This window comes from Serratia rubidaea (assembly GCF_016026735.1).
In the GTDB taxonomy this organism is placed as follows: Bacteria; Pseudomonadota; Gammaproteobacteria; order Enterobacterales; family Enterobacteriaceae; genus Serratia_B; species Serratia_B rubidaea.
The window spans coordinates 2173585-2200375 of sequence record NZ_CP065640.1; the positions used below are offsets into that span (position 1 = coordinate 2173585).

Consider the following 26791-nt stretch of genomic DNA (forward strand, 5'->3'; position numbering starts at 1 on the left):
CCGGGTTGGGCTACAGAATACCCATTACGCTCGGCAATATTGAGCCGCTGGCGTATAAACCATACCGGCCGGGCAAACTGGCGCTGGTATGCGAAGGGGGCGGGCAGCGCGGCATTTTCACCGCCGGCGTGCTGGATGAGTTCCAGCGTGCCCGCTTCAACCCTTTTGAACTGATGATCGGCACCTCCGCCGGTGCGCAGAACCTTTCCGCCTTTATCTGCGGACAGCTGGGCTACGCACGTCGGGTGATCACCCGCTATACCACCACCGCCGATTTCTTTAATCCCCTGCGCTTTGTGCGCGGCGGCCATCTGATTGACCTCGACTGGCTGGTGAATATCACCTCGCAGCAGCTGCCGCTGGCGATGGACGCGGCGGAAAAACAGTTCCACGACGGGCGCGAGTTCCTGATGTGCGCCTGCCGCAGCGACGACTTCGAACCAACCTATTTCCCCGCCCGGCGCGCCAGCTGGCTGCCGACGATTAAAGCCTCCAGCGCCATTCCGGGCTTTTACCGCATGGGCGTTGAGCTGGACGGCGTCAGCTATCAGGACGGCGGCATCAGCGATGCGATTCCGGTGGAGGAGGCCTACCGCCGCGGCGCGGACACCATCGTGGTGATTCGCACCGTGCCGTCGCAGATGTACTATACGCCGCAGTGGATGAAGCGGATGGAGCAGTGGCTGAGCGAAAGCAGCCTGCAGCAGATGGTGCGCATCATGCGGCAGCATGAGCAGAGCTATCACCGCATCCAGCAGTTTATTGAGAAACCGCCGGGCGACCTGCGTATTTTCGAAATCTTCCCGCCGAAGCCGCTGGCGAGCAATGCGCTTGGCAGCCGCCTGTCGTCGCTTAACCGCGACTATCATCTCGGCCGACGCTGCGGCCGCTATTTTCTGGCCACCGTCGGCCACTGGCTGCAGACGCCGGAAAGCGGCGACGGCGTGGCGGTGAAGCGGCCGCTGTCGCGGCGCCTGCTGCAGCCGGAAAGCCTGAGCATGCCGTCGCCGATCGTCAGCGAGATCACGCAGCCGGCGGCGCTGGCGCCTGCGGAGATGCATTTGCCGCCGGACGCGCTGCCGGACGGTAAGGGAGAGACGCTGTGAGCCTGCGGTTTACCGACACCCATTGCCATTTTGATTTCCCGCCCTTCAGCGGCCACGAGGCGGACAGCCTGCGGCGCGCGGCGGCGGCCGGCGTAGAGCGCATTATCGTGCCCTCGGTCACCGCCGACCGTTTTACGCGCGTGATGCAGCTGGCGGAGAGCTATCCGCCGCTGTACGCCGCGCTAGGGCTGCACCCGCTCTATATCGCGCAGCACCATGACGAACAGCTGGCGCAGCTGGAAGGCTGGCTGACGGCGCGGCCGCCCAAGCTGGCGGCGGTCGGGGAGATCGGCCTGGATCTGTACATGGCCGAGCCGCAGTTCGAGCGTCAGCAGACGCTGCTGCGCGCCCAGCTGCAGCTGGCGAAGCGCCATGATTTGCCGGTGATTCTGCATTCACGCCGCAGCCACGACCCGCTGGCCGCCATGCTGCGCCGCGCCGACCTGCCGCGCCGCGGCGTGGTGCACGGCTTTGCCGGCAGTCTGTCGCAGGCGCAGGCGTTTGTGCGGCTGGGCTATTTTATCGGCGTCGGCGGCACCATCAGCTATCAGCGGGCGCAGAAAACCCGCGCGGTGATGGCGCAGCTGCCGCTCAGCGCGTTGCTGCTGGAGACCGACGCGCCGGATATGCCGCTGGCCGGCCACCAGGGCGAGCCTAACCGCCCGGAACGCGCCGCCGAGGTGTTTCAGGCGCTGTGTCAGCTGCGTTCGGAACCGCCCGAGCAGATTGCCGATCGGCTTTGGCAAAATACCCAATCCCTGTTTGCCCTGTAACCGCCGTTACAGCGGTAAAAGTGTGATGCTCATCACGTTATAAGATTTTCGTTTGCGCCTGTTTGTATACATTTGTGATGTAAGACGAGTCTGGCGCAATATTGCTCAGTATAATCCCGCTCCGTTACCAATAGTTAGCCCACAATGATGCCGGGCAGAATCTGTTTTATTTTTCACCACAGGGATACTTTGCATGCAACTCATCATGAGCCTGATTGGGATGGCGGTGTTAATTGCGATCGCGGTGCTGCTTTCCAGCAACCGGCGGGCGATTAACCTGCGCACCGTGCTCGGCGCCTTTATTATTCAAATCGCGATCGGCGCGCTGGTGCTGTACGTACCGCTGGGCCGGCGCATTCTGGGCGGAATGTCGGAAGGGGTGGCCAATGTGATTGCCTACGGCAACCAGGGCATTTCGTTTATTTTCGGCGGGCTGGTGTCCGACAAGATGTTTGAACTGTTCGGCGGCGGCGGCTTTATTTTTGCGCTGCGCGTGCTGCCGGTGATCGTGTTCTTCTCGTCGCTGATCGCCGTGCTGTATTACCTCGGCATTATGCAGCTGGTGATCCGCGTGCTGGGCGGCGGCCTGCAGAAAGTGCTGGGCACCTCGCGCACCGAGTCGCTGTCGGCCACCGCCAATATTTTTGTCGGCCAGACCGAGGCGCCGCTGGTGGTGCGGCCGTATATCGCCACCATGACGCAGTCCGAGCTGTTTGCCGTGATGTGCGGCGGCCTGGCGTCGGTGGCCGGTTCGGTGCTGGCCGGCTACGCGCAGATGGGCGTGCCGCTGGAATACCTGATCGCCGCCTCGTTTATGGCCGCGCCGGGCGGTCTGCTGTTCGCCAAGCTGATGGTGCCGGAAACGGAAAAAACCCATGATACGGACGATGCGACCAAGCTGATTGCCGAAGAGGAGCGCCCGGCCAACGTGATTGACGCGGCGGCCTCCGGCGCGGCGTCCGGCATGCAGCTGGCGCTGAACGTCGGCGCGATGCTGCTGGCGTTTATCGCCCTGATCGCGCTGCTGAACGGCATGCTGGGCGGCATCGGCGGCTGGTTCAACTATCCGCAGCTGTCGCTGGAGCTGCTGCTGGGCTGGATCTTCTCGCCAATCGCCTTCCTGATCGGCGTGCCGTGGAGCGAGGCGATGACCGCCGGCTCCTTTATCGGTCAGAAGATTATCGTCAATGAGTTTGTCGCCTTTATGAACTTCGGCGCCTATCTGCGTCCGGATGAGGCGGTGACCGCCGACGGGCTGCAGGTGCTGTCCGCCCACACCAAGGCGATAATTTCGTTCGCGCTGTGTGGTTTCGCTAACCTGTCTTCGGTGGCGATTCTGTTGGGCGGGTTAGGCAGCATGGCGCCGAACCGTCGTCATGATATTGCGCGTCTGGGTCTGAAGGCGGTGGTGGCCGGCACCCTGTCCAACCTGATGAGCGCGACCATCGCCGGGTTCTTCCTGGCGCTGTAAACTATACTTGCAGAGCGTTTTTCTTTGCCGCCGCCGCAGCCCGGCGGCGGTGAAGAAAGCCCGTCCGGCGCGGCCTGACGGGGTGCGCGGTGAAGCTTTTGTTATTCTGTGAACAATATCGCGTTATTTTGTGATTATTTTCACATATAATCTCTAACTGTTAGAGCGTTACCCCTATTGGATTTTTACACCTGGACGCGGCCCGGCCTATGACCGGCGTGTTCTAATCGTTACTACAGGCTGTTTGCACGTCTAGCCTAATGTGCGGTGAGAAGGACCTCAGTTGCCCTCGGGGAAGTGATTACCCCGCGCTATCTTCACGGAACCAAGTCCGCTCGCCAACAGCAAGCAGCTCAAGTTGGAGAGTTTTATGACCGAATTAACCGCCGCAGCGCAGCGCGCGCTGAGCCTGATGGATTTAACCACCCTGAACGACGACGACACCGACGAGAAGGTGATCGCGCTGTGCCGTCAGGCGAACAGCCCGGCGGGCCACACCGCTGCCATCTGCATTTACCCGCGCTTCATCCCGATCGCCCGTAAAACGCTGCGCGAGCAGGGCACGCCGGATATCCGCATCGCCACCGTCACCAACTTCCCGCACGGTAACGATGATATTGCTATCGCGCTGGCGGAAACCCGTGCGGCCATCGCCTACGGCGCCGATGAAGTGGACGTGGTGTTCCCTTACCGCGCGCTGATGGCCGGCAATGAGCAGGTCGGCTTCGATCTGGTGAAACAGTGCAAGCAGGCCTGCGCCGAAGCGAATGTGCTGCTGAAAGTGATTATCGAAACCGGCGAGCTGAAGGACGCGGCGCTGATCCGCAAGGCGTCTGAAATCTCCATCAACGCCGGGGCGGACTTTATTAAAACCTCAACCGGCAAAGTACCGGTGAACGCCACGCTGGAAAGCGCTGAGCTGATGATGTCGGTGATCCGCGATATGGGCGTCGGCGCGCAGGTGGGCTTCAAGCCAGCCGGCGGCGTACGCACTGCGGAAGAGGCGCAGCATTATCTGCAACTTGCCGCGCGTATCATGGGCGCAGACTGGGCTGATGCACGGCACTTCCGTTTCGGCGCCTCCAGCCTGTTGGCCAGCCTGCTGACCACGCTGGGCTACAGCGCGCAGACGTCCGGCAGCGGCTACTGATTCTCGCTTTCGCCCCGGCGCGTCCGGGGCGTCTTTGACAACACTGCACACGCATATTGCAGGAGGAAATTTTGTTCCTGGCACAAGAAATAATTCGTAAGAAACGTGACGGTCAGCCGCTGAGCGAAGAGGAAATCCGCTTCTTTATTAACGGTATCCGCGATAACGTCGTCTCCGAAGGGCAGATCGCCGCGCTGGCGATGACCATCTATTTTCATGATATGACCATGCCGGAGCGCGTGGCGCTGACCATGGCGATGCGCGACTCCGGCACGGTGCTGGACTGGAAGAGCCTGGATCTCAACGGCCCGGTGGTGGACAAGCACTCCACCGGCGGCGTGGGCGACGTAACCTCGCTGATGCTCGGCCCGATGGTGGCGGCCTGCGGCGGCTACGTGCCGATGATCTCCGGCCGCGGTCTGGGCCACACCGGCGGCACCCTGGATAAACTGGAAGCCATTCCCGGCTTTAATATCTTCCCGGATGACGCCGCTTTCCGTAAAATCATCAAAGAGGTCGGCGTTGCGATTATCGGCCAGACCAGTTCGCTGGCCCCGGCGGACAAACGCTTCTATGCCACGCGCGATATTACCGCCACCGTGGACTCTATTCCGCTGATCACCGGTTCGATCCTGGCCAAGAAACTGGCGGAGGGGTTGGATGCATTGGTGATGGACGTGAAAGTAGGCTCCGGCGCCTTTATGCCGACCTATGCGCTGTCGGAAGATTTGGCGCAGGCCATCGTCGGCGTCGCCAACGGCGCCGGCTGCAAAACCACGGCGCTGCTGACCGATATGAACCAGGTGCTGGCCTCCAGCGCCGGCAACGCGGTGGAAGTGCGCGAAGCGGTGCGCTTCCTGACCGGCGAATACCGTAACCCGCGCCTGCTGGAAGTCACCATGGCGCTGTGCGTGGAAATGCTGCTCTCCGGCGGCCTGGCGCAGGATGACGCCGATGCGCGCGCCAAACTGCAGGCGGTGCTGGATAACGGCAAGGCGGCGGAAATCTTCGGCCGCATGGTGGCGGTGCAGCAGGGTCCGAGCGACTTTGTTGAACGTTACGACAGCTACCTGCCGACGGCGACGCTGAGCAAGCCGGTGTACGCCGAGCGTGAAGGCATCGTCAGCGCCATGGATACCCGTGAACTGGGCATGGCGGTGGTGACCCTTGGCGGCGGCCGTCGTCGCGCCACCGACAGCATCGACTACAGCGTCGGACTGACCGATATGGCGCGCCTGGGCGATCGCATTGATGCCAAACAGCCGTTGGCGGTGATCCACGCCAACGACGAAGAGAGCTGGCAGCAGGCGGCCGACGCGGTGCGCGGCGCGATGACGCTGAGCGACCAGGCGCCGGAAGCGACGCCGGTGGTGTATAAACGCATCACCCAGTAAGGCCATTTATTTAATCGAGGCGGCGCGTATTGCGCCGTCAGAGCGTGGAATCACGCGGGAGAAAACAATGAAACGTACATTTATTATGGTTCTGGACTCATTTGGCATCGGCGCCAGCGCCGACGCTGAACGTTTTGGCGACAAAGGCTCGGATACCCTGGGCCACATTGCCGAAATGTGCGCGCGCGGCGAAGCAGACAACGGCCGCAGCGGCCCGTTGACCCTGCCGAACCTCAGCCGTCTCGGCCTGGGCAAGGCGGCGCAGGAGTCCACCGGCAGCTTCCCGCCGGGACTGGACGAAAATGCCGACATCATTGGCGCTTACGGCTATGCCAGCGAGCTTTCTTCCGGTAAGGACACGCCGTCGGGCCACTGGGAAATCGCCGGGGTGCCGGTACTGTTCGACTGGGGCTACTTTAAAGACGAACACAACAGCTTCCCGCAGGAACTGCTGGATAAGCTGGTGGAGCGCGCCAAGCTGCCGGGCTACCTCGGCAACTGCCACTCCTCCGGTACGGTGATCCTCGATCAGCTCGGCGAAGAACACATGAAGAGCGGCAAGCCGATTTTCTACACCTCGGCGGACTCGGTCTTCCAGATTGCCTGTCATGAAGAAACCTTCGGTCTGGATCGCCTGTATGAACTGTGCGAAATCGCCCGTGAGGAACTGACCGAAGGCGGCTACAACATCGGCCGCGTGATCGCCCGTCCGTTCGTCGGCGACAAGCCGGGCAACTTCCAGCGCACCGGCAACCGTCACGATCTGGCGGTGGAGCCGCCGGCGCCGACCGTGCTGAAAAAGCTGGTGGATGAGAAGGGCGGCGAAGTGGTGTCCATCGGCAAGATTGCCGATATCTACGCCAACGTCGGCATCACCAAAAAGGTTAAGGCGACCGGGATTGACGCGCTGTTTGACGCCACCGTCAAAGAGATGGAGCAGGCCGGCGACAACACCATCGTGTTCACCAACTTTGTTGATTTTGACTCCTCTTACGGCCACCGCCGCGACGTGGCGGGCTATGCCGCCGCGCTGGAACTGTTCGACCGCCGCCTGCCGGAGCTGCTGAAGCTGGTGAAAGACGACGATATGATCATCTTCACCGCCGACCACGGCTGCGACCCGACCTGGGGCGGCACCGACCATACGCGTGAGCACATTCCGGTGCTGGTCTACGGCCCGAACGTGAAACCGGGTTCGCTGGGCCACCGTGAAACCTTTGCCGATATTGGCCAGACCGTCGCGAATTATTTTGGGCTGTCGCCAATGGAATATGGCAAGACTATGTTCTAATACGCAGTTGGCGCCGGGGGAATACCCCGGCGCATTTTTATTCATGACGATAGTAGAAGGAAAATAATTATGGCAACTCCGCACATTAACGCCGAAATGGGTGATTTCGCAGACGTCGTTCTGATGCCGGGCGACCCGTTACGCGCGAAATATATCGCGGAAACCTTCCTGGAAGACGCGGTGGAAGTGAACAACGTGCGCGGCATGTTGGGCTTCACCGGTACTTACAAAGGCCGCAAAATTTCCGTTATGGGTCATGGTATGGGCATCCCGTCCTGCTCCATTTACGCGCGTGAACTGATTGCGGAGTTCGGCGTGAAGAAACTGATCCGCGTGGGCTCCTGCGGCGCGGTGCGCGACGATATCAAACTGCGCGACGTGGTGATCGGCATGGGCGCCTGCACCGACTCCAAAGTGAACCGCCTGCGTTTTAAAGACCACGACTTCGCGGCGATTGCGGATTTCGACATGGTGCGCAACGCGGTTGACGCCGCAGCCGCGCAGAACATCCCGGCGCGCGTCGGCAACATCTTCTCCGCCGATCTGTTCTATACGCCGGATCCGGATATGTTCCAGGTGCTGAAAAAGTACGGCATTCTGGGCGTAGAGATGGAAGCGGCCGGCATCTACGGCGTGGTGGCGGAAATGCAGGAAGAGTACGGCTGTAAAGCGTTGACCATCTGCACCGTGTCCGACCATATCCTGCGCCACGAGCAGACCACCGCCGCAGAGCGTCAGACCACCTTTAACGAAATGATCGTTATCGCGCTGGAGTCCGTGCTGCTGGGCGATAAAGAGTAAGCGTGTCCGCCTGGCGGCGTACAGCCGCCGTGGTGACAATAACGCCGGTGGGGCCAACCCGACCGGCGTTTTTTTATGCGCAGCGGGCGCTACGGCTTGCGCGCATCGTCGTCGCCGGAGGCCGGCGCGGCGCTTTCCTGCTCCTGCTTGTCATCGTCGCCGTCGGCCAGCGGCGCGTTGGCGGTCAGCAGATAGGGCGACTGCTGCCAGCGGCTGCGGCGGCCCTGCAGCAGGCAGCGCGCCAGGATAATGCCGATGGCCAGCGACAGCAGCATCATCAGCCGCAACAGGTTGGTGGTGTTATCCACCTGTTTGGCTTCGGTCGCCAGCACGTGGGTATCCAGGGTGATGCGGATAAAACCGCACGGACCGTCTTTGCACTGAATGGCCTCAACCAGCTGATTATTGAAGTAGCTGCCGGCGCGCTTGCCGTCGAGCGACAGGCGATCGCGTACGCTGATGGTTTCCCCGGCGTGGGCGATCAGCGTGCCGTCCAGCTGATAGACGCTGGCGTCCAGGATGCGGCTGTGGTCGGTCATCTGCCTGAGGATGGCGTCGATGCGCTGATTATCAATATCGCTGTCGTCGTCGAGCAGCGGCGCCAGGCTGAAGGCGACCTGTTTCGTCAGGGTCTGCGCCAGATCCTCCACCTGCTCGGAACGCGCCAGCTGATGGCTCAGGCTAAAATAGGAGGCGCCCTGCATCAGCAGCACTAATAACGCCAGACAAATCAGAATGATGGCGGTGCGGTGCAGGCGAAATTTTAGTTTGGCTTTAGCCATACGGCTTCCTTAATCTCAGAGAGAGTTTATGTTGCCAGAAGCCGGCCCGATAGGATAGCTTGGTGGGCTGTTTTATACCCGTGATGCTTCACGTTGCAGGGCGCAGCACCGGCCTGAGCCCGCGCTCCGGCATGCCTTCTTCTGCCGCCTTCCTGCAACGCGAATGATTGAGGGTATAGCACGCGTCTTGCCTGTCTTTGCCCGCCGTCACCGCTTTGGTTTCACGCCGTCGCAACGTAGAATCAGGCGGGTATACCCAAGCTGCCCCTTCAGGAGTTAATGATGTCGAATAGTTTGACCTATTGTGACCTCCCGGCCGAGATCTCCCAATGGCCGGGCCTTCCCCTTTCGCTGAGCGGTGACGAAGTGATGCCGCTGGATTATTGGGCGGGCCACACCGGTTGGCTATTGTATGGCAGAGAACTGGATAAGGAGCGCATCACGCAGTTCCAGCGCCGGCTCGGCGCGGCGATGGTGATCGTCACCGCCTGGCGGGTGGAGGATTATCAGGTGGTGCGCCTGGCCGGCACGCTGACGGCGCGCGCCAAAACGCTGGCGGCGGAAAGCGGGCTGGACGTGGCGCCGCTCGGCAAGATCCCGCATCTGCGCACGCCGGGGCTGCTGGTGATGGATATGGATTCCACCGCGATCGAGATCGAGTGCATCGACGAAATCGCCAAGCTGGCGGGCGTCGGAGAGCAGGTGTCTGAAGTGACCGAGCGGGCGATGCGCGGCGAGTTGGATTTTTCCGACAGCCTGCGGCAGCGGGTCGGCACGCTGAAGGGCGCCGACGCCAATATCCTGAAACAGGTGCGCGACAACCTGCCGCTGATGCCGGGGCTGGTTAATCTGGTGCGTAAGCTGCAGGCGCTCGACTGGCACGTTGCCATCGCTTCCGGCGGCTTCACCTACTATGCCGAATACCTGCGCGACACGCTGAAGCTGGTGGCGGTGGCCGCCAATGAGCTGGAGATCCGCGACGGCAAGCTGACCGGCGAAGTGGTGGGGCCGATTGTCGATGCCCAGTACAAGGCCGATACGCTGACGCAGCTGGCGGAAAAGCTGGGCATTGCGCCGCAGCAGACGGTGGCGATCGGCGACGGCGCCAACGATGTGAAAATGATGCAGGCGGCGGGGTTGGGCATCGCCTATCACGCCAAGCCGACGGTGTATGGTCAGGCGCAGGTGGCGATTCGTCATGCCGATCTGATCGGCGTATTATGCGTACTGAGCGGCAGCCTGAAGCACGAAGTGCGCTAATCGCAGCCCGCCGCGCGCGGGCCGCATCAATCAGCAAATCAGTATTTTTCAAGAGGTAAGACGTGGCAAAAGCGGCAAAACGGGCGTTTGTATGTAATGAGTGCGGTGCGGATTATCCGCGCTGGCAGGGGCAGTGCAGCGCATGCCAGGCCTGGAATACCATTACCGAGGTCCGTCTGGCCGCCTCGCCCGCCGCGGCGCGCAATGAGCGCTTCAGCGGCTATGCCGGCGAGAACGGCGGCGTCAGCAAGGTGCAGCGGCTGTCGGAGATCAGCCTGGAAGAGCTGCCGCGTTTTTCCACCGGCTTTCTGGAATTTGACCGCGTGCTCGGCGGCGGCGTGGTGCCGGGCAGCGCCATTCTGATCGGCGGCAGCCCCGGCGCCGGCAAGAGTACCCTGCTGCTGCAGACGCTGTGTAAACTGTCCGAGCAGATGAAAACGCTGTACGTCACCGGCGAAGAGTCGCTGCAGCAGGTGGCGATGCGCGCGCACCGCCTGGGGCTGCCGACCGGCAACCTGAATATGCTGTCGGAAACCAGCATCGAGCAAATCTGCCTGATCGCCGAGCAGGAGCAGCCGAAGCTGATGGTGATCGACTCGATTCAGGTGATGCATATGGCGGACATCCAGTCCTCGCCGGGCAGCGTGGCGCAGGTGCGCGAAACCGCCGCTTACCTGACGCGCTTTGCCAAAACCCGCGGCGTGGCGATCGTGATGGTCGGTCACGTCACCAAAGACGGCTCGCTGGCCGGGCCGAAGGTGTTGGAGCACTGCATCGACTGTTCGATTCTGCTCGACGGCGACGCCGACTCCCGCTTCCGCACCCTGCGCAGCCACAAGAACCGCTTCGGCGCGGTCAATGAGCTGGGCGTGTTCGCCATGACCGAGCAGGGCCTGCGTGAGGTCAGCAACCCGTCGGCGATTTTCCTCAGCCGCGGCGAGGTGACCTCCGGCAGCTCGGTGATGGTGGTGTGGGAAGGCACGCGGCCGCTGCTGGTGGAGATTCAGGCGCTGGTGGATCACTCGATGATGTCCAACCCGCGCCGCGTGGCGGTGGGGCTGGAGCAGAACCGTCTGGCGATCCTGCTGGCGGTGCTGCACCGTCACGGCGGCCTGCAGATGGCGGATCAGGACGTGTTCGTCAACGTGGTCGGCGGCGTAAAGGTGGCGGAAACCAGCGCCGACCTGGCGCTGCTGCTGTCGCTGGTCTCCAGCCTGCGCGACCGGCCGCTGCCGCAGGATCTGGTGGTGTTTGGCGAAGTGGGGCTGGCCGGCGAAATCCGCCCGGTGCCGAGCGGGCAGGAGCGCATTTCGGAAGCAGCCAAGCACGGCTTTAAGCGCGCCATCGTGCCGCACGCCAACGTGCCGAAAAAGATGCCGGCCAATATGCAGGTGTTCGGCGTGAAAAAGCTGGCGGATGCGCTGGCGGTGCTGGACGAGTTTTAATGGCCGCCGAAATCAGGAATCTGTGCTAACGTGTTTAGCATATTGAACAGGAGGCGTGATGCGGCAATTTGATTATCTGAAAGCGGCGATTAAACAGCAGGGGCGCACACTGCAACAGGTGGCGGACGCCAGCGGCATGACTAAAGGCTACCTCAGCCAGCTGCTTAATGACAAAATCAAGAGCCCCAGCGCGCAGAAGCTGGAGGCGCTGCACCGTTTCCTGGGTCTGGAGTTTCCGCGCCGGGAGAAAAAGGTCGGCGTAGTGTTTGGTAAATTTTACCCGCTGCATACCGGCCATATCTATCTGATCCAGCGCGCCTGCAGCCAGGTGGACGAGCTGCATGTGATTTTGTGTTACGACGAGCCGCGTGACCGCGAGCTGTTCGACAACAGTTCGATGTCGCAGCAGCCGACGGTCAGCGACCGGCTGCGCTGGCTGCTGCAAACCTTCAAGTATCAGAAGAACATCCATATTCACGCGTTCGACGAGCAGGGCATCGAACCCTATCCGCACGGCTGGGGCGTGTGGAGCAACGGCATGAAGCAGTTTATGGAACAGCAGGGCATTATGCCGAGCGTGATCTACTCCAGCGAAACGCAGGATGCGCCGCGCTACCGCGAGTATCTGGCGACGGAAACTATTCTGATCGACCCCGAACGTTCGTTTATGAAGATCAGCGGCCGGCAGATCCGTCAGGATCCGTTCCGCTACTGGGAATATATTCCTACCGAAGTGAAGCCGTTCTTTGTGCGCACCGTGGCGATACTGGGCGGCGAATCCAGCGGTAAATCGACGCTGGTCAACAAGCTGGCCAATATCTTCAATACCACCAGCGCCTGGGAGTACGGCCGCGATTACGTGTTCTCCCATCTGGGGGGCGACGAGATGGCGCTGCAGTACTCCGACTACGACAAGATTGCCTTGGGGCAGGCGCAGTACGTGGACTTTGCGGTGAAGTACGCCAACAAGGTGGCGTTTATCGATACCGACTTTGTCACCACCCAGGCGTTCTGCAAAAAGTATGAAGGGCGGGAGCACCCCTTTGTGCAGGCGCTGATCGACGAGTACCGCTTCGACCTGGTGATCCTGCTGGAGAACAACACGCCGTGGGTGGCGGACGGCTTGCGCAGCCTGGGCAGTCCCGGCGAACGCAAGGCCTTTCAGGATCTGCTGGAGGCGATGCTGCGCGCCAACAACATCGAGTACGTGCGCGTTGAGTCCAGCGACTATGATGAGCGCTTCCTGCGCTGCGTGGAGCTGGTGCAGCAGCTGATGGCGGCGGACGTCGGCCGGGTGAAAAACGTGCCGCAGGCGGGCTGAATTAGCCGATAGTGCGCTCGCCGCAACGGCCGGGCGCGAACTGCGCCACCGTTGACGTAATGTTCACTCTGCGCTGATTACGTTAGGTTTTTCGTCACCACCAGGACGGTAAAACCATGACGTATCGTTTACTTATTCTCTGGCTGCTGGGCTACGCGGCGGCGTGGACGCTGCTCAGCGCGCAGCTCGACCCTACGCTGCCTTACGACGCCGTTGAAGCGCTGAACTGGGGCCTGAACGCCGAATGGGGCTCGCCGAAGAACCCCTGGCTGGTGGGCGCGGCGATGCGCCCGGCGATTTGGCTGCCGGGCATGCCGCTGAACGTTTACTGGTACGCCGGGCACTTTGCGGCGATCGCCGTCGGCATGCTGGGCGTGTGGCTGCTGGCGCGGCGGCTGAGCGGCAGCCGCTCTCTGGCCTGGCTGGCGCTGCTGACGCTCAACCTGTCCGGCATTATCAATTTCGACATTATCCCCTACAACGACAACTATCTGCTGGTGATGCTGTGGCCGTGGATGCTGCTGTTCTTTCATCTGGCGATCGAGCGCTCCGCCAACTGGTGGCCGGCCTTTGCCGTGGCCGCCGGGCTGGCGATGATGGCGAAATACTCCACCTTCGCCTTTGTCTATTTTATTGCGCTGTCGACGCTGCTGGTGCCGCAAATCCGCCGCTGTTACCGCCAGCCGGCGTTTTATCTGGCGGTGGCGATCTGGCTGGCGCTGGTGCTGCCGAATGTGGTCTGGCTATGGCAGCATGATTTCGCCGCCTTTAAATGGGTGGGATCGCAGACGCGCATGCAGCTGAACGTCGGCATTCTGCGCGCGCTGCTGCTGGTGTTTTACCCGCTGCTGGCGCTGTGGTGGCTGCTGCGACGCAGCGGCGCGACGCTGGGCTGGCCGGGCGCGCTGCCGACGCGGGTGTTGCTGTGGGTGTGCCTGCTGCCGCTGGGGCTGATTGCCGTCTGGTTCTCCTTCCATGCCGGCGGCCGGCTGACCGAATGGCTGCAGCCGTTCTTTATCGTGGCGCCGGCGCTGCTGGTCGGCTGCGTGCGCCGGCCGCCGTCGCGCTCACTGCGGACGGCGACGATAGCGCTGCTGTGCGCCGCGCTGGCGGTGTACCTGGGCTACGCCGCGGTGATGTTGGGCAACGTGCGCAACGCCGGGCAGAAGATGGTGGGCGTCAAGGCGTTCAGCGCCGCGGTAGAACAGCGCTGGCGGCAGCGCTACGGCGTCGATCTGCGCTACGTCGGCGGCGGCTATTTGTCGCAGTGGATGACGGTGTATGCCGCTTCCCGTCCGCAGGTGATTGCGCGCTGGTCCAACGCCCGGAAGCCGAATATCTACAATGCCCGCCTGGACGACGCACAGCTGGCGCGGCACGGCGTGGCGCTGTTCGGCCGGCTGGGAGAGACGTGTGCGCAGAGCCATTTTGACGATGCGCTGACGCAGTGGCCGTCGCTGCACATTGACTGGCGGCAGGAGCTGACGTTCCAGGCCGACCCGCAGACGCCGCGCCAGACGCTGTGCGTAACCTTTGTCCGGCCGAACGGCGGTCAGCGGCGCCCATAAAAAAGGCCCGCAATAGCGGGCCTGAGCGAAGAGAAGGGCGCTTATTTGGCGATCTTCTTGTACTTGATGCGGTGCGGCTCCAGCGCGTCGGCGCCCAGCGTACGCTTCTTGTACTCTTCGTATTCGGTAAAGTTGCCTTCGAAGAACTCCACCTTGCCTTCATCCTGATAGTCGATGATGTGGGTGGCGATACGGTCGAGGAACCAGCGGTCGTGCGAGATCACCAGCGCGCAGCCCGGGAATTCCAGCAGGGCGTTTTCCAGCGCGCGCAGGGTTTCGATATCCAGGTCGTTGGTCGGTTCATCGAGCAGCAGTACGTTGCCGCCAACCTGCAGCAGCTTGGCCAGGTGCAGACGGCCGCGTTCACCACCGGACAGTTCGCCGACGCGTTTGCCCTGATCGACGCCCTTGAAGTTAAAGCGGCCGACGTAGGCGCGGCTTGGCATTTCGGTGTTGCCGATGCGCATGATGTCCTGACCGCCGGAGACTTCTTCCCACACGGTTTTCTTGTCGTCCATGCTGTCGCGGAACTGATCGACCGAGGCCAGCTTGACGGTGTCGCCCAGCACGATGCTGCCGCTGTCCGGCTGCTCTGCGCCGGAAAGCATGCGGAACAGGGTGGATTTACCGGCGCCGTTCGGGCCGATAATGCCGACGATGGCGCCCTTCGGCAGCGAGAACGACAGATCGTCGATCAGCACGCGGTCGCCGTAGGATTTATGCAGGTTGCTGACTTCGACCACTTTGTCGCCCAGTCGCGCGCCAGGCGGAATGAACAGTTCGTTGGTCTCGTTGCGTTTCTGGTATTCGGTGCTGTTCAGCTCTTCAAAGCGGGCCAGACGGGCCTTGCCTTTTGACTGACGGCCTTTGGCGCCCTGACGCACCCACTCCAGCTCTTTCTCAATGGATTTGCGGCGTGCGGCTTCGGCAGAGGCTTCCTGCGCCAGACGCTCGTCTTTCTGCTCCAGCCAAGAGGAGTAGTTGCCTTCCCACGGGATGCCCTCGCCGCGGTCCAGCTCGAGGATCCAGCCGGCGACGTTGTCGAGGAAGTAACGGTCGTGGGTAATCGCCACCACGGTGCCCTCGAAGTCGTGCAGGAAGCGCTCCAGCCAGGCGACGGATTCGGCGTCCAGGTGGTTGGTCGGTTCGTCCAGCAGCAGCATGTCCGGTTTTTCCAGCAGCAGGCGGCACAGCGCCACGCGGCGGCGTTCACCCCCGGACAGATGTTCGATTTTGGCGTCCCACTCCGGCAGGCGCAGCGCATCGGCGGCGCGCTCCAACTGGGCGTTGAGGTTGTGGCCGTCATGCGCCTGGATGATCTCTTCCAGACGGCCCTGCTCAGCGGCCAGCTTGTCGAAGTCGGCGTCTTCTTCCGCGTACAGCGCGTACACTTCGTCCAGACGTTTCAGCGCGCCGACCACTTCTGACAGCGCCTCTTCCACCGACTCGCGTACGGTGTGCTGCAGATTCAGCTGCGGCTCCTGCGGCAGGTAGCCGATTTTGATGCCCGGCTGCGGGCGCGCTTCGCCTTCGATGTCTTTATCGATGCCGGCCATAATGCGCAGCAGGGTGGACTTACCGGCGCCGTTCAGGCCCAGTACGCCGATTTTGGCCCCCGGGAAGAAGCTGAGGGAGATGTTTTTCAGTATATGACGCTTCGGCGGTACTACTTTGCCGACGCGGTGCATGGTATAGACGTATTGAGCCACGTTGCTCGAGCCTCGCTATATCGGTTTACCGTTGAGGGCTTTCAAGAGGCGCGCCGATGGCCGCCGTTTGAAAGCCGCTGGATTTAATTCAGGATGTCTGAGGCGGGAGTGTAGCCCGTTTTTGCATTCGATCCCAGCTATCGTATGACAATCGCCAAGTCTACCCGTCATACTTCAAGCCGCAGCTGTGTTGGCGGTGCTCAGTCAGCTGAATTCCTGACTTGCGTAAGCGCATCGGGATTCGCCTGCCTGCAACCCGAATTATGTCAGGTATATGATGGCAATGCGCCCGGAAAGGCGCATTTTACGGCAGATTATGGCGTGACGATGATAGAAACGCGGCGGTTTTCGGCGCGGCCTTTCGCGGTGCGGTTATCGGCGACCGGGTCGCGTTTGCCCATACCGCGGGTCTCGATATCGGCGCGCGGAATGCCGACGCTGGCCAACTGGTCGGCGACGGTGTTGGCGCGGCGCAGCGACAGCTGGTCGTTGTAGCTGTCTTCGCCATAGTTGTCGGTATGGCCGTCCAGGCGGAATTTAACGATATTGACGCTCAGCAGCGCGCGCCCCATTTTCTGCACCGTCTCTGCGCTTTCCGGGCTGAGTTTGCCGACGTTATTGCCGAACAGCACCTTGTCGGACATGCCGAACTCCCAGCCTTTATCGGTCAGCTTGAACCCCTGCGCCTGCAGCAGCGCTATCTGCTCTGCCGTGAGCCCCTGTTTGCTCTGGCAGCCGGCCAGCGCCAGCACGGCGATAAACATCATCGCCAGCAGTGAGAAAGGTCGTGTTAAGCGTTGCTTGATCATAATGATTCCCTGTTTTCCTCTTGATCGGTTGGGGTGGCTATTTCTGGGTCGCCAGCCGCCAACCTCCGTGATAACGATGCTTCGCCTGATACATGGCGTCATCGGCTTCGTGCAGCAACCCCTGAGGCGTTGCCGCATGATCGGGGTAGAAGGCAATGCCAATACTGAGTGAGGCGATCACCTGTTCCTGGTTTGGCAGCGGCACCGGCTGCGCCATGCTGCCGATAATCTTGTCGGCAATGCGCGTGACGTCCGCTTGCCGGCGCACCGGCGACAGCAGTACGGCGAACTCATCGCCCCCCAGTCGCGCCACCACGTCGCCGTCGCGCAGCTGGGCGCGGATGCGGCCGGCGATAGCGGTCAGCACCGCGTCGCCCGCGGCGTGGCCGTGGCTGTCGTTGACCTCTTTAAAACGGTCGCCGTCGATAAACAGCACCGCCAGTTTTTCTGCGGGGGCGATATGGTTCAGGGCATGGCTGAGCCGGCTTTCAAAAAAGGCGCGGTTCGGCAGGCCGGTCAGGCTGTCATGGGTGGCGCGGTGGGTCAGCGAATCATTTTCCTGCTTGAGGTGCGCCTGCCAGGTTTCCAGCTCCTCCAGCAGGCCGTTGAAGTCGTTGCTCAGTTCGTGCAGTTCGGCAATCGGCGCCGACGGCACCCGCTGGCCGAAGCTGCGATCGCTGCGCACCACGTGGGCGACGTTGGCGATATCGTTCAGCGACCGTACGATGCCGTGCAGCATGCGCCGCGACAGGATCAGGGCGCACAGGGTGCTGAGCGCCAGACAGGCGATAATGCCGGCCAGCCCGCGCAGTAAAAAGCGCAGCAGGCTGCCGCCGTGGCCGCTTAGCCAGACTTTGCCGACCTGCTTGCCTTCGTGGGTGATCGGCAGTTCAATGGCCTCCGGCATCGCCCAGCGTGCGACCATCTGCTCCAGACCGTGCAGCGGGCCGTCTTTGGGATGGTGCCAGTAGGCCAGCAGCCTGCCGTCCTTATTCAGAATTTTGGCTTCCGACACCTCTTCATTGGAGGCGATCAGCATCAGCGCCTCGCGCGCGGCGCTGCGATCGTCAAACACTACCGCCGCCTCCACCGTATAGCTGATGGAGCGGGCGATCAGGTGCAAATTGTGGTTGGCGTAGGCGCGCAGCGCAAACAGAGCGACCAGCGTCAGGAAGACGCCGGCGGTGCCGACGGCGATCAGCGCCAGGCTCAGGTTCATGCGTTGCAGCACCTGGCCCAGCGTCGGTCGCGCATGGGCGGCGCGTTTTCTGCGAAATAGCCCCATCATGACGACTCCAGCTTACGCGCCAGCTGCAGGACGTTAGGGTGCACGCGCACGCCGCTGCGCGCCAGCGCATCCAGGTTGACTTTAAAACTGACCTGTTCGCCGCGCGGCTGCAGACAAAACGCGCTGCCCGCGCTGCACTCCGCGTCGTTCTCGCTGATGACGAGCACCGAATGGCCGGCGATGCGCGGGATCAGCGCCTGGCGCTGCGCATTGCTGACTTCGCCGAGATAAATCACGTCGCACTGCTGCGCCAGCTGGTCGCTGTCGAGCGGCAGACGCTGCGTTTTAATCGGATGCGGGGCCTGCAGCAGCAGCGGGCTGAACAGACCGTCGGCGTAGTGCGTTGGTGCGGTGACGCATAAACGGACGGGATTGGGCGGCGCGGGCCAGCGGGTATAGCTGATAATACCCAGCACCACGGTGGTGACGGCCTGGGTGCGCGACTGCACCCGCTCTGCCGGTTCGGTGGCGCTCTGACCGGTAAATGACATCAGCAGGAGCAGCCCGAGAACGTAAGGACGAGAGAATAATAAGCTCCGGAAGAAGCCCCTGGCGGTGTGGGTTGCGCTGCCGGCGTGCTTAGATCTCTTCATGGGCCAATATCGCCTGTTCCTGCAGCGTTACCTGAAAAAATAAAGAAAAATCATGATGAAAAGCGAATGATCGCCCACTCTGACGGACATTATATAACCTATAATTTGCGCGGATTGTATTATAATCAGCCGCCGTTGTGCGGTTTATATGGCGTTTTATAAGATTTATCTTACTTGTTTTTGCATGAAGAAAAAACGCGGCCTGCCACGCAGGCGATTTTTAGCGCCGCAAAAGCCGTACAGCGTACGTGACGGCGGGCAGAAAGCGGAACGATTCAGAATAATCAGGTGGTTTCCGCCGCCGTGAACGGACAGGGTAGAAAGCTGTTTTGCCCGCGCCCCGCTCGGCGCCGGCAACTTTTGGTGAATGGATGGCGTTTTATGCTGTCTATGATTAGACAATAGCGTTCGGCGCAGCGCCCTTCGCCCGCGGTAAGCGGTTTAAGACAAGACAACCAGCGAGGAAAGAATCAGTATGGTCAAGGTGGACAAGTGGCGGCTTCTGGCAATTGGCGTGTGTCTGACGGCTTTCTCGGGCGCGGCGTTGGCTGATTCGCTGGATGCCCAGCGCGAGCGTTATCAGCAAGTCAAACAGGCCTGGGACAATAAGCAAATGGATGTGGTGGCCCAGCTGATGCCGACGCTGCGCGACTATCCGCTTTACCCGTATCTGGAATACCGTCAGCTGACGCAGGATCTTGGCAGCGTCAGCTATCAGCAGGTGGATACGTTTATTCGCCAGCATCCGACCTTGCCGCCGGCCAAATCGCTGTCGTCGCGCTTTGTCAACGAACTGGCGCGCCGTGAAGACTGGCGCGGCCTGCTGGCCTTCAGCCCGCAGGCGCCGAAACCCATCGCCGCGCGCTGTAACTACTACTACGCCCAGTGGGCGACCGGCGATCGGCAGGCCGCCTGGCGCGGGGTGAAAGAGATTTGGCAGTCGGGGAAATCGCTGCCGAACGCCTGCGATAAACTGTTCAGCGTCTGGCAGTCGTCCGGTGAACAAACGCCGCTGGCTACGCTGGAGCGTATGAAACTGGCGCTGAAAGAGGGCAACGGCGGGCTGGTGACGCACCTGTCGCGGCAGCTGCCGTCGGACTATCAGACCATGGGCGATGCGCTGGTGAGCCTGCAAAACGATCCGGCCAGCGTGGAAGGGTTTGCGCGCAGCGCCGGCCCGACCGACTTTACCCGCTCGGTCACCCAGATCGCCTTCACCCGCCTGGCGCGTCAGGACGCGGAGAACGCGCGCGCGATGATTCCGACGCTGGCGCGTTTGCAAAAAATGAGCGAGAGCGACCAACTGGCGCTGGAAGAGGCGGTGGCGTGGCGCCTGATGGGCAACGATGCGACCGGCGAGCAGGCGCAGTGGCGCGACAGCGTGATCCTGCGCAGCCAGTCGCCGTCGCTGCTGGAGCGGCGGGTGCGCATGGCGCTCGGCACCGGCGACCGCGCCGGGCTGAAAACCTGGCTGGCGCGTCTGCCGGAAGAGTCGCGTAATAAAGACGAATGGCGCTACTGGCGCGCTGCGATGCTGATGGATGAGGGCAAGCGTCAGGAAGGCGAAGAGATGCTGCGCCGTCTGATGAATGAGCGCGGTTTCTATCCGATGGTGGCCGCGCAGAAGCTGAATGTAAGCTATCCGATTATGGTGGCGGTGGCGGCTACGCCGCGCACCTCGCTGGTGAGCGGCCCGGAAGTCGCGCGGGTGCGCGAACTGATGTACTGGAATATGGATAACCTGGCGCGCGGCGAGTGGAATGCCTACGTGGCCAGCCGCAGCCAGCCGGAGCAGGAAGCGTTGGCGCGTTACGCGTTCGAGCAGAAGTGGGCCGATCTGAGCGTGCAGGCGACCATCGTCGGTAAGCTGTGGAACCACCTGGAAGAGCGTTTCCCTATCGCCTGGCCGGATGAATACCGCCGCGCCACCGACGGGAAAGGCATCACGCAGAGCTATGCGATGGCGATTTCCCGCCAGGAGAGCGCCTGGAACCCGAAGGCGCAGTCGCCGGTCGGGGCGGCGGGGCTGATGCAGGTGATGCCGCGCACCGCGCAGCACACGGTGCAGAAGTTCGGCATTCCGGGTTACAGCAGCGCCAGCCAGCTGTTCGATCCGCAGACCAACATTACCATCGGCACCAGCTATCTGGAGTCGGTGTTCCAGCAGTTTGACCGCAACCGCATTCTGTCGTCGGCGGCGTATAACGCCGGTCCGTCGCGGGTGAACACCTGGCTGGGCAACAGCGGCGGGCGGATTGACGCGGTGGCGTTTATCGAGAGCATTCCGTTCTCAGAAACGCGCGGCTATGTGAAGAACGTGCTGGCCTATGACGCATTTTATCGCTATTTCATGCATCAGCCGTCCAACGTGCTGACCGATGCGGAATGGCAGCGGCGTTATTGATTTACGGGGCGTTATGGTATGCTGCTGTACTAGTTAAATAGTATGGTGGCCGCCATGACGCAATTATCACTCAACGATCCTGCTCTTTCAGAACAAGGCAATGAAGACTGGCAGCGTTTTGTCGCGCTGTTGCAGGGTTCCTTCGAGCGGGATCTGCACCAACCGTTGATGCAACTGCTGCTGACGCCGGACGAGCGCGCCGCCCTCGGCACGCGCGTGCGGATTATCCAGGAGCTGATGCGCGGCGAGATGAGCCAGCGCGAGCTGAAAAATGAGCTGGGCGCCGGGATTGCAACCATTACCCGCGGCTCCAACAGCCTGAAGGCGGCGCCGCCGGCGCTGAAGCAGTGGCTGGAGCAACAGCTGCTGAACGACGCCTCATAGCGCCGTCCGCTTAGCGTGGCTGGGGATGCTGATAAATCGGGTTGATGAACGGCGCCAGCGCCAGCAGCAGCGCCTGATGGTAAACGCTGGTGCGGCTCAGCCGCCCGTGGGTGAAGATGGCGATGGCGCCGCCCTGGCGCTTGATGTCGGCGTTGCCGGTGATGGCCGCCATCTCGCTGCCCAGTTCGCGCCCGGCGTGGATCCCCTGCAGCACCGCCGCCGGCAGCATCAGGCTGGCGGAACGCGATTCGCCGCGTCCCTGCGGATTTTCGATGGTTATCCAGGCGAAGGTCATCGCGTCTTCAATTCCCGCTTCCACCCCGACCCAAAAGTCGGCCTCCGGGCGTGCCTGACGCGCTTCCATCACGCGTTGGCGCGCGCCGGTGCGGGTTTCAGTATTGCCGATGGGTTGCACGGAGACGCCGCTGGCGACGTCGACGGGTTCGATGTGGCATTGGCCGGCGCCGTAGGTGTCGTCAAAGGCCTGTTGAATAGCCTTGATCTTTACCGGGTTGGTAGTTGCAGCAACAACGTGGTACATAACGGGTCTGGCATCCTTATGCTAAGAGCCTATTCTACGCACGGGCGCGCGCAGGCGCGGTCCCTGAAAGATAAACTCAAGTTTCACGCAGTATAACGGAAAAGAAAAATGTTACAGGTATACCTTGTTCGCCACGGCGAAACGGAATGGAATGCGGAACGCCGCATTCAGGGTCAGTCCGACAGCCCGTTAACCGCAATGGGCGAACATCAGGCGCAGCTGGTCGCCAGGCGCGTCAGCCGCGAAGGCATCACGCATGTGATTACCAGTGATTTGGGGCGCACCCGCCGCACCGCACAGATTATCGCCGATGCCTGCGGCTGTGAGGTGATTGCTGAACCGCGGCTGCGCGAGCTGCACATGGGGGTGTTGGAAGAGCGTCTTATCGACGGTCTGACGCCGCAGGAAGAGCAGTGGCGCAAACAGATGGTCGACGGCACGCCTGACGCCCGTATCCCTCAGGGGGAATCAATGAGCGAACTGGCGGAGCGGATGCGCGCGGCGCTGGAGAGCTGCCTGATGCTGCCGGAAGGCAGTAAGCCGCTGATCGTCAGCCACGGTATCGCGCTTGGCTGCCTGATAGGCACCATTCTGGGGCTGCCGGCGCATGCCGAACGTCGTCTGCGGCTGCGCAACTGTTCGCTGTCGCGCGTTGACCATCAGCAGAGCCCGTGGCTGGCCTCCGGCTGGATCGTGGAAACGGCGGGCGATGTATCACACCTCGACATGCCCGCGTTGGACGAACTGCAGCGTTAACGGCGAATCGGGATCAGGTATTCGCAGTTGATCTCGGTCGGCGGCTGCGGCGGCAGACGGCTGCCCTTCGGGTGGAAGCGCTCGATGTCATAGCCTCTGCGGCGCGTCAGCTCCAGCAGCGGCAGACAGGTGCCGTACAGCGTCAGGATGAAGTCCTGCAGGCCGGCGCTCGGGCCTTCGTAGCGGAACAGCGCGTATTCGCCGCCCTGCAGCGTGATCGGCTGCCCTTCGCTGACGGTGTCGGGCACGTGATGCGGCTCCAGCGCGGTGGTGTACAGCACCTCCTGCTCGTCGTCCTTCTCCTGGCTCGGGCGGGAGTGGTGCAGGCCGTACAGCACCGGCGGCAGCGTGCTCGCCTCACCCAGATAGTGACGCCAGAACTGGGAGCGCAGCTCGGTGCGGAAGTTGGAAATCTGCTCCAGCGTACAGGAGTAGCTCTGCGTCAGGCCGACCATCTGCTGTTCCGGCAGGGTGACGAACTCCGGCTGCGGCAGCGTGAAGGCTCCCAGACGGATCGGCGGACAGATGCCGAACGCGTTCCAGTCTTCGGCCCGGCGATACAGCGCAGGCGTCTGGGCGAATTGTTTTTTGAATGCTCGGGTGAAGGTCTGTTGCGAGTCAAAGCGGTATTGCAGGGCGATATCCAGTATTGGGCGGCTGGTCAAGCGCAGCGCGACCGCCGCTTTCGACAGTCTTCTTGCCCGGATATAAGCGCCGATGGCGTTACCGGTAATATCTTTGAACATCCGTTGCAGATGCCATTTCGAATATCCCGCCTTGGCAGCCACGTTATCCAGCGCCAACGGTTGGTCCAAATGGCTTTCCAGCCAGCTAAGCAGATCACGAATGATACCGGCTTGATCCATAGATCGTCCTCGTAGAGCTTTGGGGTCGGAACCCGGGTATGTTAAGTCATTACGCGGGTGCTGGTGATCAACGGCGAGTTCCCTGCCGTTAAATCCCGGTCTACTTCAAGCTGTATCATGACGGCGTCTGGTCACGCCTTGTCACACGTTCGGCGCTGTGCCGGCGAGCGGGCCGTAGCCTGATACAAGTCGAATAATTTTGGCATGCGTTGCGCGCTTGGCCTCGGGAGTGTCGTGGTGCATAAAACGCTGAGGCTGAGGGCATCTTCGCAGGCGCAAAGAAATGACGCCGCCGCATAATAACAATTTTTTTCCTCCGAGACTCTCAAAGATTTTTTTCACGCTCTGTGCTACAAAGGCGAAGCATGATGGAAGGGTCTTATTTTTTTCTTCCAAAGCATAAATAAAACTAATAATAATAGTTGGCGTATCGTTTGGGATTTTTCGGAGTTAACTAGATGAAAAAATTATGGATATTATTGTTCTGCCTGGCCGGCGTCTCGGCCAATAGCGCACAGGCTGAACAGATTGGCTCGGTGGATACCGTGTTTAAACTGTTTGGTCCGGACCACAAGATTGTGGTTGAGGCGTTCGACGATCCGGACGTTAAAAATGTAACTTGTTATATCAGCCGCGCCAAGACCGGCGGCATCAAAGGCGGGCTGGGGCTGGCGGAAGATACCGCAGACGCGGCGATTTCCTGCTCGCAGGTCGGGCCGATCGAACTGAGCGACAAAATTAAAAACGGCAAGAACAAGGGCAGCGTGGTGTTCCAGAAACGCACGTCGCTGGTGTTCAAAAAGCTGCAGGTGGTGCGCTTCTACGACGCAACGCGTAATGCGTTGGTTTATCTGACCTATTCGGACAAGGTGGTGGACGGTTCGCCGAAGAATGCCATCAGCGCCGTGCCGATTATTCCCTGGAATGCCGCGCGCTAATCATGCAAAAGAGGGGACAGCAGGCTGGCCCCTCCCATGTTGCCGCCGGTAAGAATTACTCTTCCAGCTCGCCGCAGAAGCGGTAACCTTCGCCGTGAATGGTGGCGATGATTTCCGGCGTATCCGGCGTAGATTCGAAGTGCTTGCGGATGCGGCGGATGGTCACATCGACGGTACGGTCGTGCGGCTTCAGCTCGCGACCGGTCATTTTCTTCAGCAGTTCACCGCGCGACTGGATCTTGCCCGGGTTTTCGCAGAAGTGCAGCATGGCGCGGAATTCGCTGCGCGGCAGCTTGTACTGTTCGCCGTTCGGGCCAATCAGCGAGCGGCTGTTGATATCCAGCTCCCAGCCGTTGAACTTGTAGCTTTCAACCTGCTTGCGCTCTTCGCCGACGCTGCCCAGGTTCATGGTGCGTGACAGCAGGTTGCGCGCACGGATGGTCAGTTCGCGCGGGTTGAACGGTTTGGTGATATAGTCGTCAGCGCCGATTTCGAGGCCAAGGATCTTGTCCACTTCGTTATCGCGACCGGTCAGGAACATCAGGGCGACGCTGACCTGTTCGCGCAGCTCACGCGCCAGCAGCAGGCCGTTTTTACCCGGCAGGTTGATATCCATGATGACCAGATTAACGTCATTTTCGGACAGGATGTTGTGCATCTCTGCACCATCATTGGCTTCATGCACGATGTAGCCTTCCGCCTCGAAGATGCTCTTCAGGGTGTTACGAGTGACTAACTCGTCTTCGACAATCAGAATTTGCGGGGTCTGCATATTTGCTACCTAAAATTGCCAACAAAATAGAAAACAGGAAGTACAGAAGTCTTTGTTTTCTCAGAGGAGGGCGGAGATATCGCCACGTTCCCTCATGCCAAATGACTAAAGTACGGAAACTCGTTCTTGATGCACTTTCCATCTTAATGTCAACAAGATCGCTAGCTTGGTGGGGATGCTATTCCCTTTAACCCCAAGGGTGCCAAAACGGCGCATATCCTAACCCTATTAACAGCAATATAACAGTAGATGCCGAATTCATCACCCAACAAAACTACGCTTTGTTGACATATATCAAATTCAATTGTAGCACGTTAACAGATTTGTGAAAAACACTTACAGAACTGCCAGCTTAAGTCGCCGTAGGGTAAATTCTGTGAACGATTCAGCATTGCTGACGCCGATAGGTTACAATTTTCGAATGATTGGCCGTGAGGTGTGAATAACGCCTTGATAATTAAGTTCGCCAAGAAATAAATTATATTTATATAGATTACATTAAATTTATTTACTCAATTGCCCGTTTTGTTATCTCACAATTAAATGTTGGTGGTTTTGTTGCTAAGTTGTAAAGATTTTGGCGGCAGTGAAAACAAAACGCGTGATGCTGTTTAACGCCGTGGAGTACTATGCAGTTACATATCATTTTGGTGGCGCCGGCGCGGCCGGAAAATGTCGGCGCCGCAGCGCGTGCGATGAAAACCATGGGCTTTAGCTCGCTGCGCATCGTCGACAGCGATGCGCATCTGCAGCCGGCGGCCCGCTGGGTGGCGCACGGCGCCGGCGAGATTCTGGATGCGGCGCAGCGCTTTGCCACGCTGGAGCAGGCGCTGGCGGATGTCGATTTCACCGTCGCCACCACCGCGCGCAGCCGCGCACGTTTCCACTACTACAGCACGCCGCAGGAGCTGCTTGGCCAACTGGAAGAGCGCCGGCAGTGGTGCGGGCAGGCGGCGCTGGTGTTCGGCCGGGAAGATTCCGGGCTGACCAACGAGGAGCTGGCGCTGGCCGATCTGCTGACGGGCGTGCCGATGCAGGCCGATTACCCTTCGCTGAATCTGGGACAGGCGGTGATGGTGTACTGCTACCAGCTGTCCGCGCTGATGAACGTCGCGGCGCCGGCGCCGGAAGCCGTCGCCGACCCGGGGCAGCTGCAGGCGCTGCGTCAGCGCGCCGAGCGGTTGTTGCATCATCTGGCGGTTGAAGACGACCAAAAGCTGCGCGACTGGCTGCAGCAGCGGCTGGGGTCGCTGCCGCGTCGCGATACGATGATGTTGCATACGTTGTTACACGATATTGAAAAAAAACTGACGAAGTGAAGGCCGGTGAATACGCGGATTGTTTAGCGTGATCGTCTGCAAAATTGCCG

Annotated in this window: 24 protein-coding genes; 16 read left to right on the forward strand and 8 right to left on the reverse strand. The window is 60.9% G+C overall.

Translation table 11 applies throughout. The features are described 5' to 3' along the window. Window positions 1–5: 5 nt before the first annotated feature. From I6G83_RS10075 to deoD, 7 genes are all read left to right on the forward strand, one after another. Window positions 6–1106: a patatin-like phospholipase family protein gene (locus I6G83_RS10075; protein WP_054307741.1), complete on the forward strand. Its 1101-nt coding sequence runs from the start codon at window positions 6–8 to the stop codon at window positions 1104–1106. Then, window positions 1103–1879: a TatD family hydrolase gene (locus tag I6G83_RS10080; RefSeq protein ID WP_054307742.1), complete on the forward strand. Its 777-nt coding sequence runs from the start codon at window positions 1103–1105 to the stop codon at window positions 1877–1879. Before I6G83_RS10075 ends, I6G83_RS10080 begins: the two co-directional genes overlap by 4 nt. Before the next feature lie 205 nt (window positions 1880–2084). Further along, the gene (locus I6G83_RS10085; protein WP_174545398.1) at window positions 2085–3350 is read left to right on the forward strand and encodes a NupC/NupG family nucleoside CNT transporter; all 1266 of its coding nucleotides are present in this window, start codon (window positions 2085–2087) and stop codon (window positions 3348–3350) included. 370 nt (window positions 3351–3720) lie between these two features. After that, window positions 3721–4500: a deoxyribose-phosphate aldolase gene (gene deoC, locus I6G83_RS10090; RefSeq protein ID WP_015670818.1), complete on the forward strand. Its 780-nt coding sequence runs from the start codon at window positions 3721–3723 to the stop codon at window positions 4498–4500. Window positions 4501–4571: 71 nt separating this feature from the next. Continuing rightward, complete coding sequence (deoA, locus tag I6G83_RS10095) at window positions 4572–5894, forward strand: thymidine phosphorylase (protein WP_054307744.1); 1323 nt, start codon at window positions 4572–4574, stop codon at window positions 5892–5894. 67 nt (window positions 5895–5961) lie between these two features. Next, a complete protein-coding gene (gene deoB, locus I6G83_RS10100) occupies window positions 5962–7185 on the forward strand; it encodes a phosphopentomutase (RefSeq protein ID WP_054307745.1) in 1224 nt (407 codons plus the stop codon). 69 nt (window positions 7186–7254) lie between these two features. Further along, window positions 7255–7986, forward strand: a complete 732-nt coding sequence (gene deoD / locus I6G83_RS10105; protein ID WP_054307746.1) for a purine-nucleoside phosphorylase — start codon at window positions 7255–7257, stop codon at window positions 7984–7986. 89 nt (window positions 7987–8075) lie between these two features. On the opposite strand, the gene I6G83_RS10110 is transcribed toward deoD, so the two are convergent. Continuing rightward, window positions 8076–8768 (reverse strand): YtjB family periplasmic protein, encoded by a 693-nt coding sequence (locus I6G83_RS10110; protein ID WP_054307747.1) that lies wholly within the window; start codon window positions 8766–8768, stop codon window positions 8076–8078. A gap of 282 nt (window positions 8769–9050) precedes the next feature. Between I6G83_RS10110 and serB the strand changes: the two genes are divergently transcribed. From serB to I6G83_RS10130, 4 genes are all read left to right on the forward strand, one after another. After that, the gene (serB, locus tag I6G83_RS10115; protein ID WP_054307748.1) at window positions 9051–10028 is read left to right on the forward strand and encodes a phosphoserine phosphatase; all 978 of its coding nucleotides are present in this window, start codon (window positions 9051–9053) and stop codon (window positions 10026–10028) included. Between the two features lie 62 nt (window positions 10029–10090). Beyond that, complete coding sequence (gene radA / locus I6G83_RS10120) at window positions 10091–11473, forward strand: DNA repair protein RadA (RefSeq protein ID WP_015670824.1); 1383 nt, start codon at window positions 10091–10093, stop codon at window positions 11471–11473. Between the two features lie 58 nt (window positions 11474–11531). Further along, on the forward strand, window positions 11532–12794 hold the full coding sequence (gene nadR, locus I6G83_RS10125; RefSeq protein WP_054307749.1) for a multifunctional transcriptional regulator/nicotinamide-nucleotide adenylyltransferase/ribosylnicotinamide kinase NadR: 1263 nt from the start codon (window positions 11532–11534) through the stop codon (window positions 12792–12794). Between the two features lie 116 nt (window positions 12795–12910). Then, complete coding sequence (locus tag I6G83_RS10130; protein ID WP_054307750.1) at window positions 12911–14362, forward strand: glycosyltransferase family 39 protein; 1452 nt, start codon at window positions 12911–12913, stop codon at window positions 14360–14362. A 41-nt stretch (window positions 14363–14403) separates the two neighbouring features. Here the strand turns inward: I6G83_RS10130 and ettA are convergent, their stop codons facing one another. The 4 genes from ettA to I6G83_RS10150 form a co-directional block, all read right to left on the reverse strand. After that, on the reverse strand, window positions 14404–16071 hold the full coding sequence (ettA, locus tag I6G83_RS10135; RefSeq protein WP_054307751.1) for an energy-dependent translational throttle protein EttA: 1668 nt from the start codon (window positions 16069–16071) through the stop codon (window positions 14404–14406). Between the two features lie 314 nt (window positions 16072–16385). Then, window positions 16386–16880, reverse strand: a complete 495-nt coding sequence (locus tag I6G83_RS10140; RefSeq protein ID WP_054307752.1) for an OmpA family protein — start codon at window positions 16878–16880, stop codon at window positions 16386–16388. 37 nt (window positions 16881–16917) lie between these two features. Continuing rightward, on the reverse strand, window positions 16918–18168 hold the full coding sequence (locus I6G83_RS10145) for a diguanylate cyclase domain-containing protein (RefSeq protein WP_371851010.1): 1251 nt from the start codon (window positions 18166–18168) through the stop codon (window positions 16918–16920). Further along, window positions 18165–18761 (reverse strand): YfiR family protein, encoded by a 597-nt coding sequence (locus tag I6G83_RS10150; protein WP_054307754.1) that lies wholly within the window; start codon window positions 18759–18761, stop codon window positions 18165–18167. The genes I6G83_RS10145 and I6G83_RS10150 overlap by 4 nt, the downstream gene beginning before the upstream one ends. A 484-nt stretch (window positions 18762–19245) precedes the next feature. On the opposite strand from I6G83_RS10150, the gene sltY reads away from it, so the two are divergent. Together sltY and trpR are read left to right on the forward strand one after the other, a co-directional pair. Continuing rightward, window positions 19246–21165, forward strand: a complete 1920-nt coding sequence (sltY, locus tag I6G83_RS10155) for a murein transglycosylase (RefSeq protein ID WP_099050093.1) — start codon at window positions 19246–19248, stop codon at window positions 21163–21165. A 54-nt stretch (window positions 21166–21219) separates the two neighbouring features. Continuing rightward, the gene (gene trpR, locus I6G83_RS10160) at window positions 21220–21549 is read left to right on the forward strand and encodes a trp operon repressor (protein ID WP_054307762.1); all 330 of its coding nucleotides are present in this window, start codon (window positions 21220–21222) and stop codon (window positions 21547–21549) included. Between the two features lie 10 nt (window positions 21550–21559). On the opposite strand, the gene yjjX is transcribed toward trpR, so the two are convergent. Beyond that, entirely contained in the window at window positions 21560–22090 is a 531-nt protein-coding gene (yjjX, locus tag I6G83_RS10165; protein WP_054307756.1) for an inosine/xanthosine triphosphatase, read from the reverse strand. Window positions 22091–22198: 108 nt separating this feature from the next. Here yjjX and gpmB point away from each other — a divergent pair, with 108 nt between their 5' ends. After that, complete coding sequence (gene gpmB / locus I6G83_RS10170) at window positions 22199–22846, forward strand: 2,3-diphosphoglycerate-dependent phosphoglycerate mutase GpmB (protein WP_054307757.1); 648 nt, start codon at window positions 22199–22201, stop codon at window positions 22844–22846. Here gpmB and robA read toward each other — a convergent pair. Then, entirely contained in the window at window positions 22843–23712 is an 870-nt protein-coding gene (gene robA, locus I6G83_RS10175; RefSeq protein WP_054307758.1) for an MDR efflux pump AcrAB transcriptional activator RobA, read from the reverse strand. The two genes, gpmB and robA, sit on opposite strands and share 4 nt — an antisense overlap. Window positions 23713–24170: 458 nt before the next feature. On the opposite strand from robA, the gene creA reads away from it, so the two are divergent. Continuing rightward, window positions 24171–24650 carry a protein CreA gene (creA, locus tag I6G83_RS10180; RefSeq protein ID WP_054307759.1) on the forward strand — a complete coding sequence of 160 codons (480 nt, stop codon included), beginning with the start codon at window positions 24171–24173 and terminating at the stop codon, window positions 24648–24650. Between the two features lie 55 nt (window positions 24651–24705). Here the strand turns inward: creA and arcA are convergent, their stop codons facing one another. Beyond that, a complete protein-coding gene (gene arcA, locus I6G83_RS10185; RefSeq protein ID WP_015670837.1) occupies window positions 24706–25422 on the reverse strand; it encodes a two-component system response regulator ArcA in 717 nt (238 codons plus the stop codon). Window positions 25423–26051: 629 nt separating this feature from the next. On the opposite strand from arcA, the gene I6G83_RS10190 reads away from it, so the two are divergent. Next, entirely contained in the window at window positions 26052–26741 is a 690-nt protein-coding gene (locus I6G83_RS10190) for a tRNA/rRNA methyltransferase (RefSeq protein ID WP_054307760.1), read from the forward strand. Window positions 26742–26791: the final 50 nt, after the last annotated feature.

Excerpts from the sequence above, each read along its gene's own strand:
- robA (WP_054307758.1), bottom strand. The coding sequence starts at position 23,712 with ATGGATCAAGCCGGTATCATTCGTGATCTGCTTAGCTGGCTGGAAAGC.
- deoC (WP_015670818.1), top strand. The coding sequence starts at position 3,721 with ATGACCGAATTAACCGCCGCAGCGCAGCGCGCGCTGAGCCTGATGGAT.
- serB (WP_054307748.1), top strand. The coding sequence starts at position 9,051 with ATGTCGAATAGTTTGACCTATTGTGACCTCCCGGCCGAGATCTCCCAA.
- nadR (WP_054307749.1), top strand. The coding sequence starts at position 11,532 with ATGCGGCAATTTGATTATCTGAAAGCGGCGATTAAACAGCAGGGGCGC.
- creA (WP_054307759.1), top strand. The coding sequence starts at position 24,171 with ATGAAAAAATTATGGATATTATTGTTCTGCCTGGCCGGCGTCTCGGCC.
- arcA (WP_015670837.1), bottom strand. The coding sequence starts at position 25,422 with ATGCAGACCCCGCAAATTCTGATTGTCGAAGACGAGTTAGTCACTCGT.
- I6G83_RS10150 (WP_054307754.1), bottom strand. The coding sequence starts at position 18,761 with ATGAAGAGATCTAAGCACGCCGGCAGCGCAACCCACACCGCCAGGGGC.
- I6G83_RS10140 (WP_054307752.1), bottom strand. The coding sequence starts at position 16,880 with ATGATCAAGCAACGCTTAACACGACCTTTCTCACTGCTGGCGATGATG.
- deoD (WP_054307746.1), top strand. The coding sequence starts at position 7,255 with ATGGCAACTCCGCACATTAACGCCGAAATGGGTGATTTCGCAGACGTC.
- I6G83_RS10110 (WP_054307747.1), bottom strand. The coding sequence starts at position 8,768 with ATGGCTAAAGCCAAACTAAAATTTCGCCTGCACCGCACCGCCATCATT.
- I6G83_RS10085 (WP_174545398.1), top strand. The coding sequence starts at position 2,085 with ATGAGCCTGATTGGGATGGCGGTGTTAATTGCGATCGCGGTGCTGCTT.
- deoB (WP_054307745.1), top strand. The coding sequence starts at position 5,962 with ATGAAACGTACATTTATTATGGTTCTGGACTCATTTGGCATCGGCGCC.
- gpmB (WP_054307757.1), top strand. The coding sequence starts at position 22,199 with ATGTTACAGGTATACCTTGTTCGCCACGGCGAAACGGAATGGAATGCG.
- I6G83_RS10145 (WP_371851010.1), bottom strand. The coding sequence starts at position 18,168 with ATGATGGGGCTATTTCGCAGAAAACGCGCCGCCCATGCGCGACCGACG.
- I6G83_RS10130 (WP_054307750.1), top strand. The coding sequence starts at position 12,911 with ATGACGTATCGTTTACTTATTCTCTGGCTGCTGGGCTACGCGGCGGCG.
- I6G83_RS10190 (WP_054307760.1), top strand. The coding sequence starts at position 26,052 with ATGCAGTTACATATCATTTTGGTGGCGCCGGCGCGGCCGGAAAATGTC.
- yjjX (WP_054307756.1), bottom strand. The coding sequence starts at position 22,090 with ATGTACCACGTTGTTGCTGCAACTACCAACCCGGTAAAGATCAAGGCT.
- trpR (WP_054307762.1), top strand. The coding sequence starts at position 21,220 with ATGACGCAATTATCACTCAACGATCCTGCTCTTTCAGAACAAGGCAAT.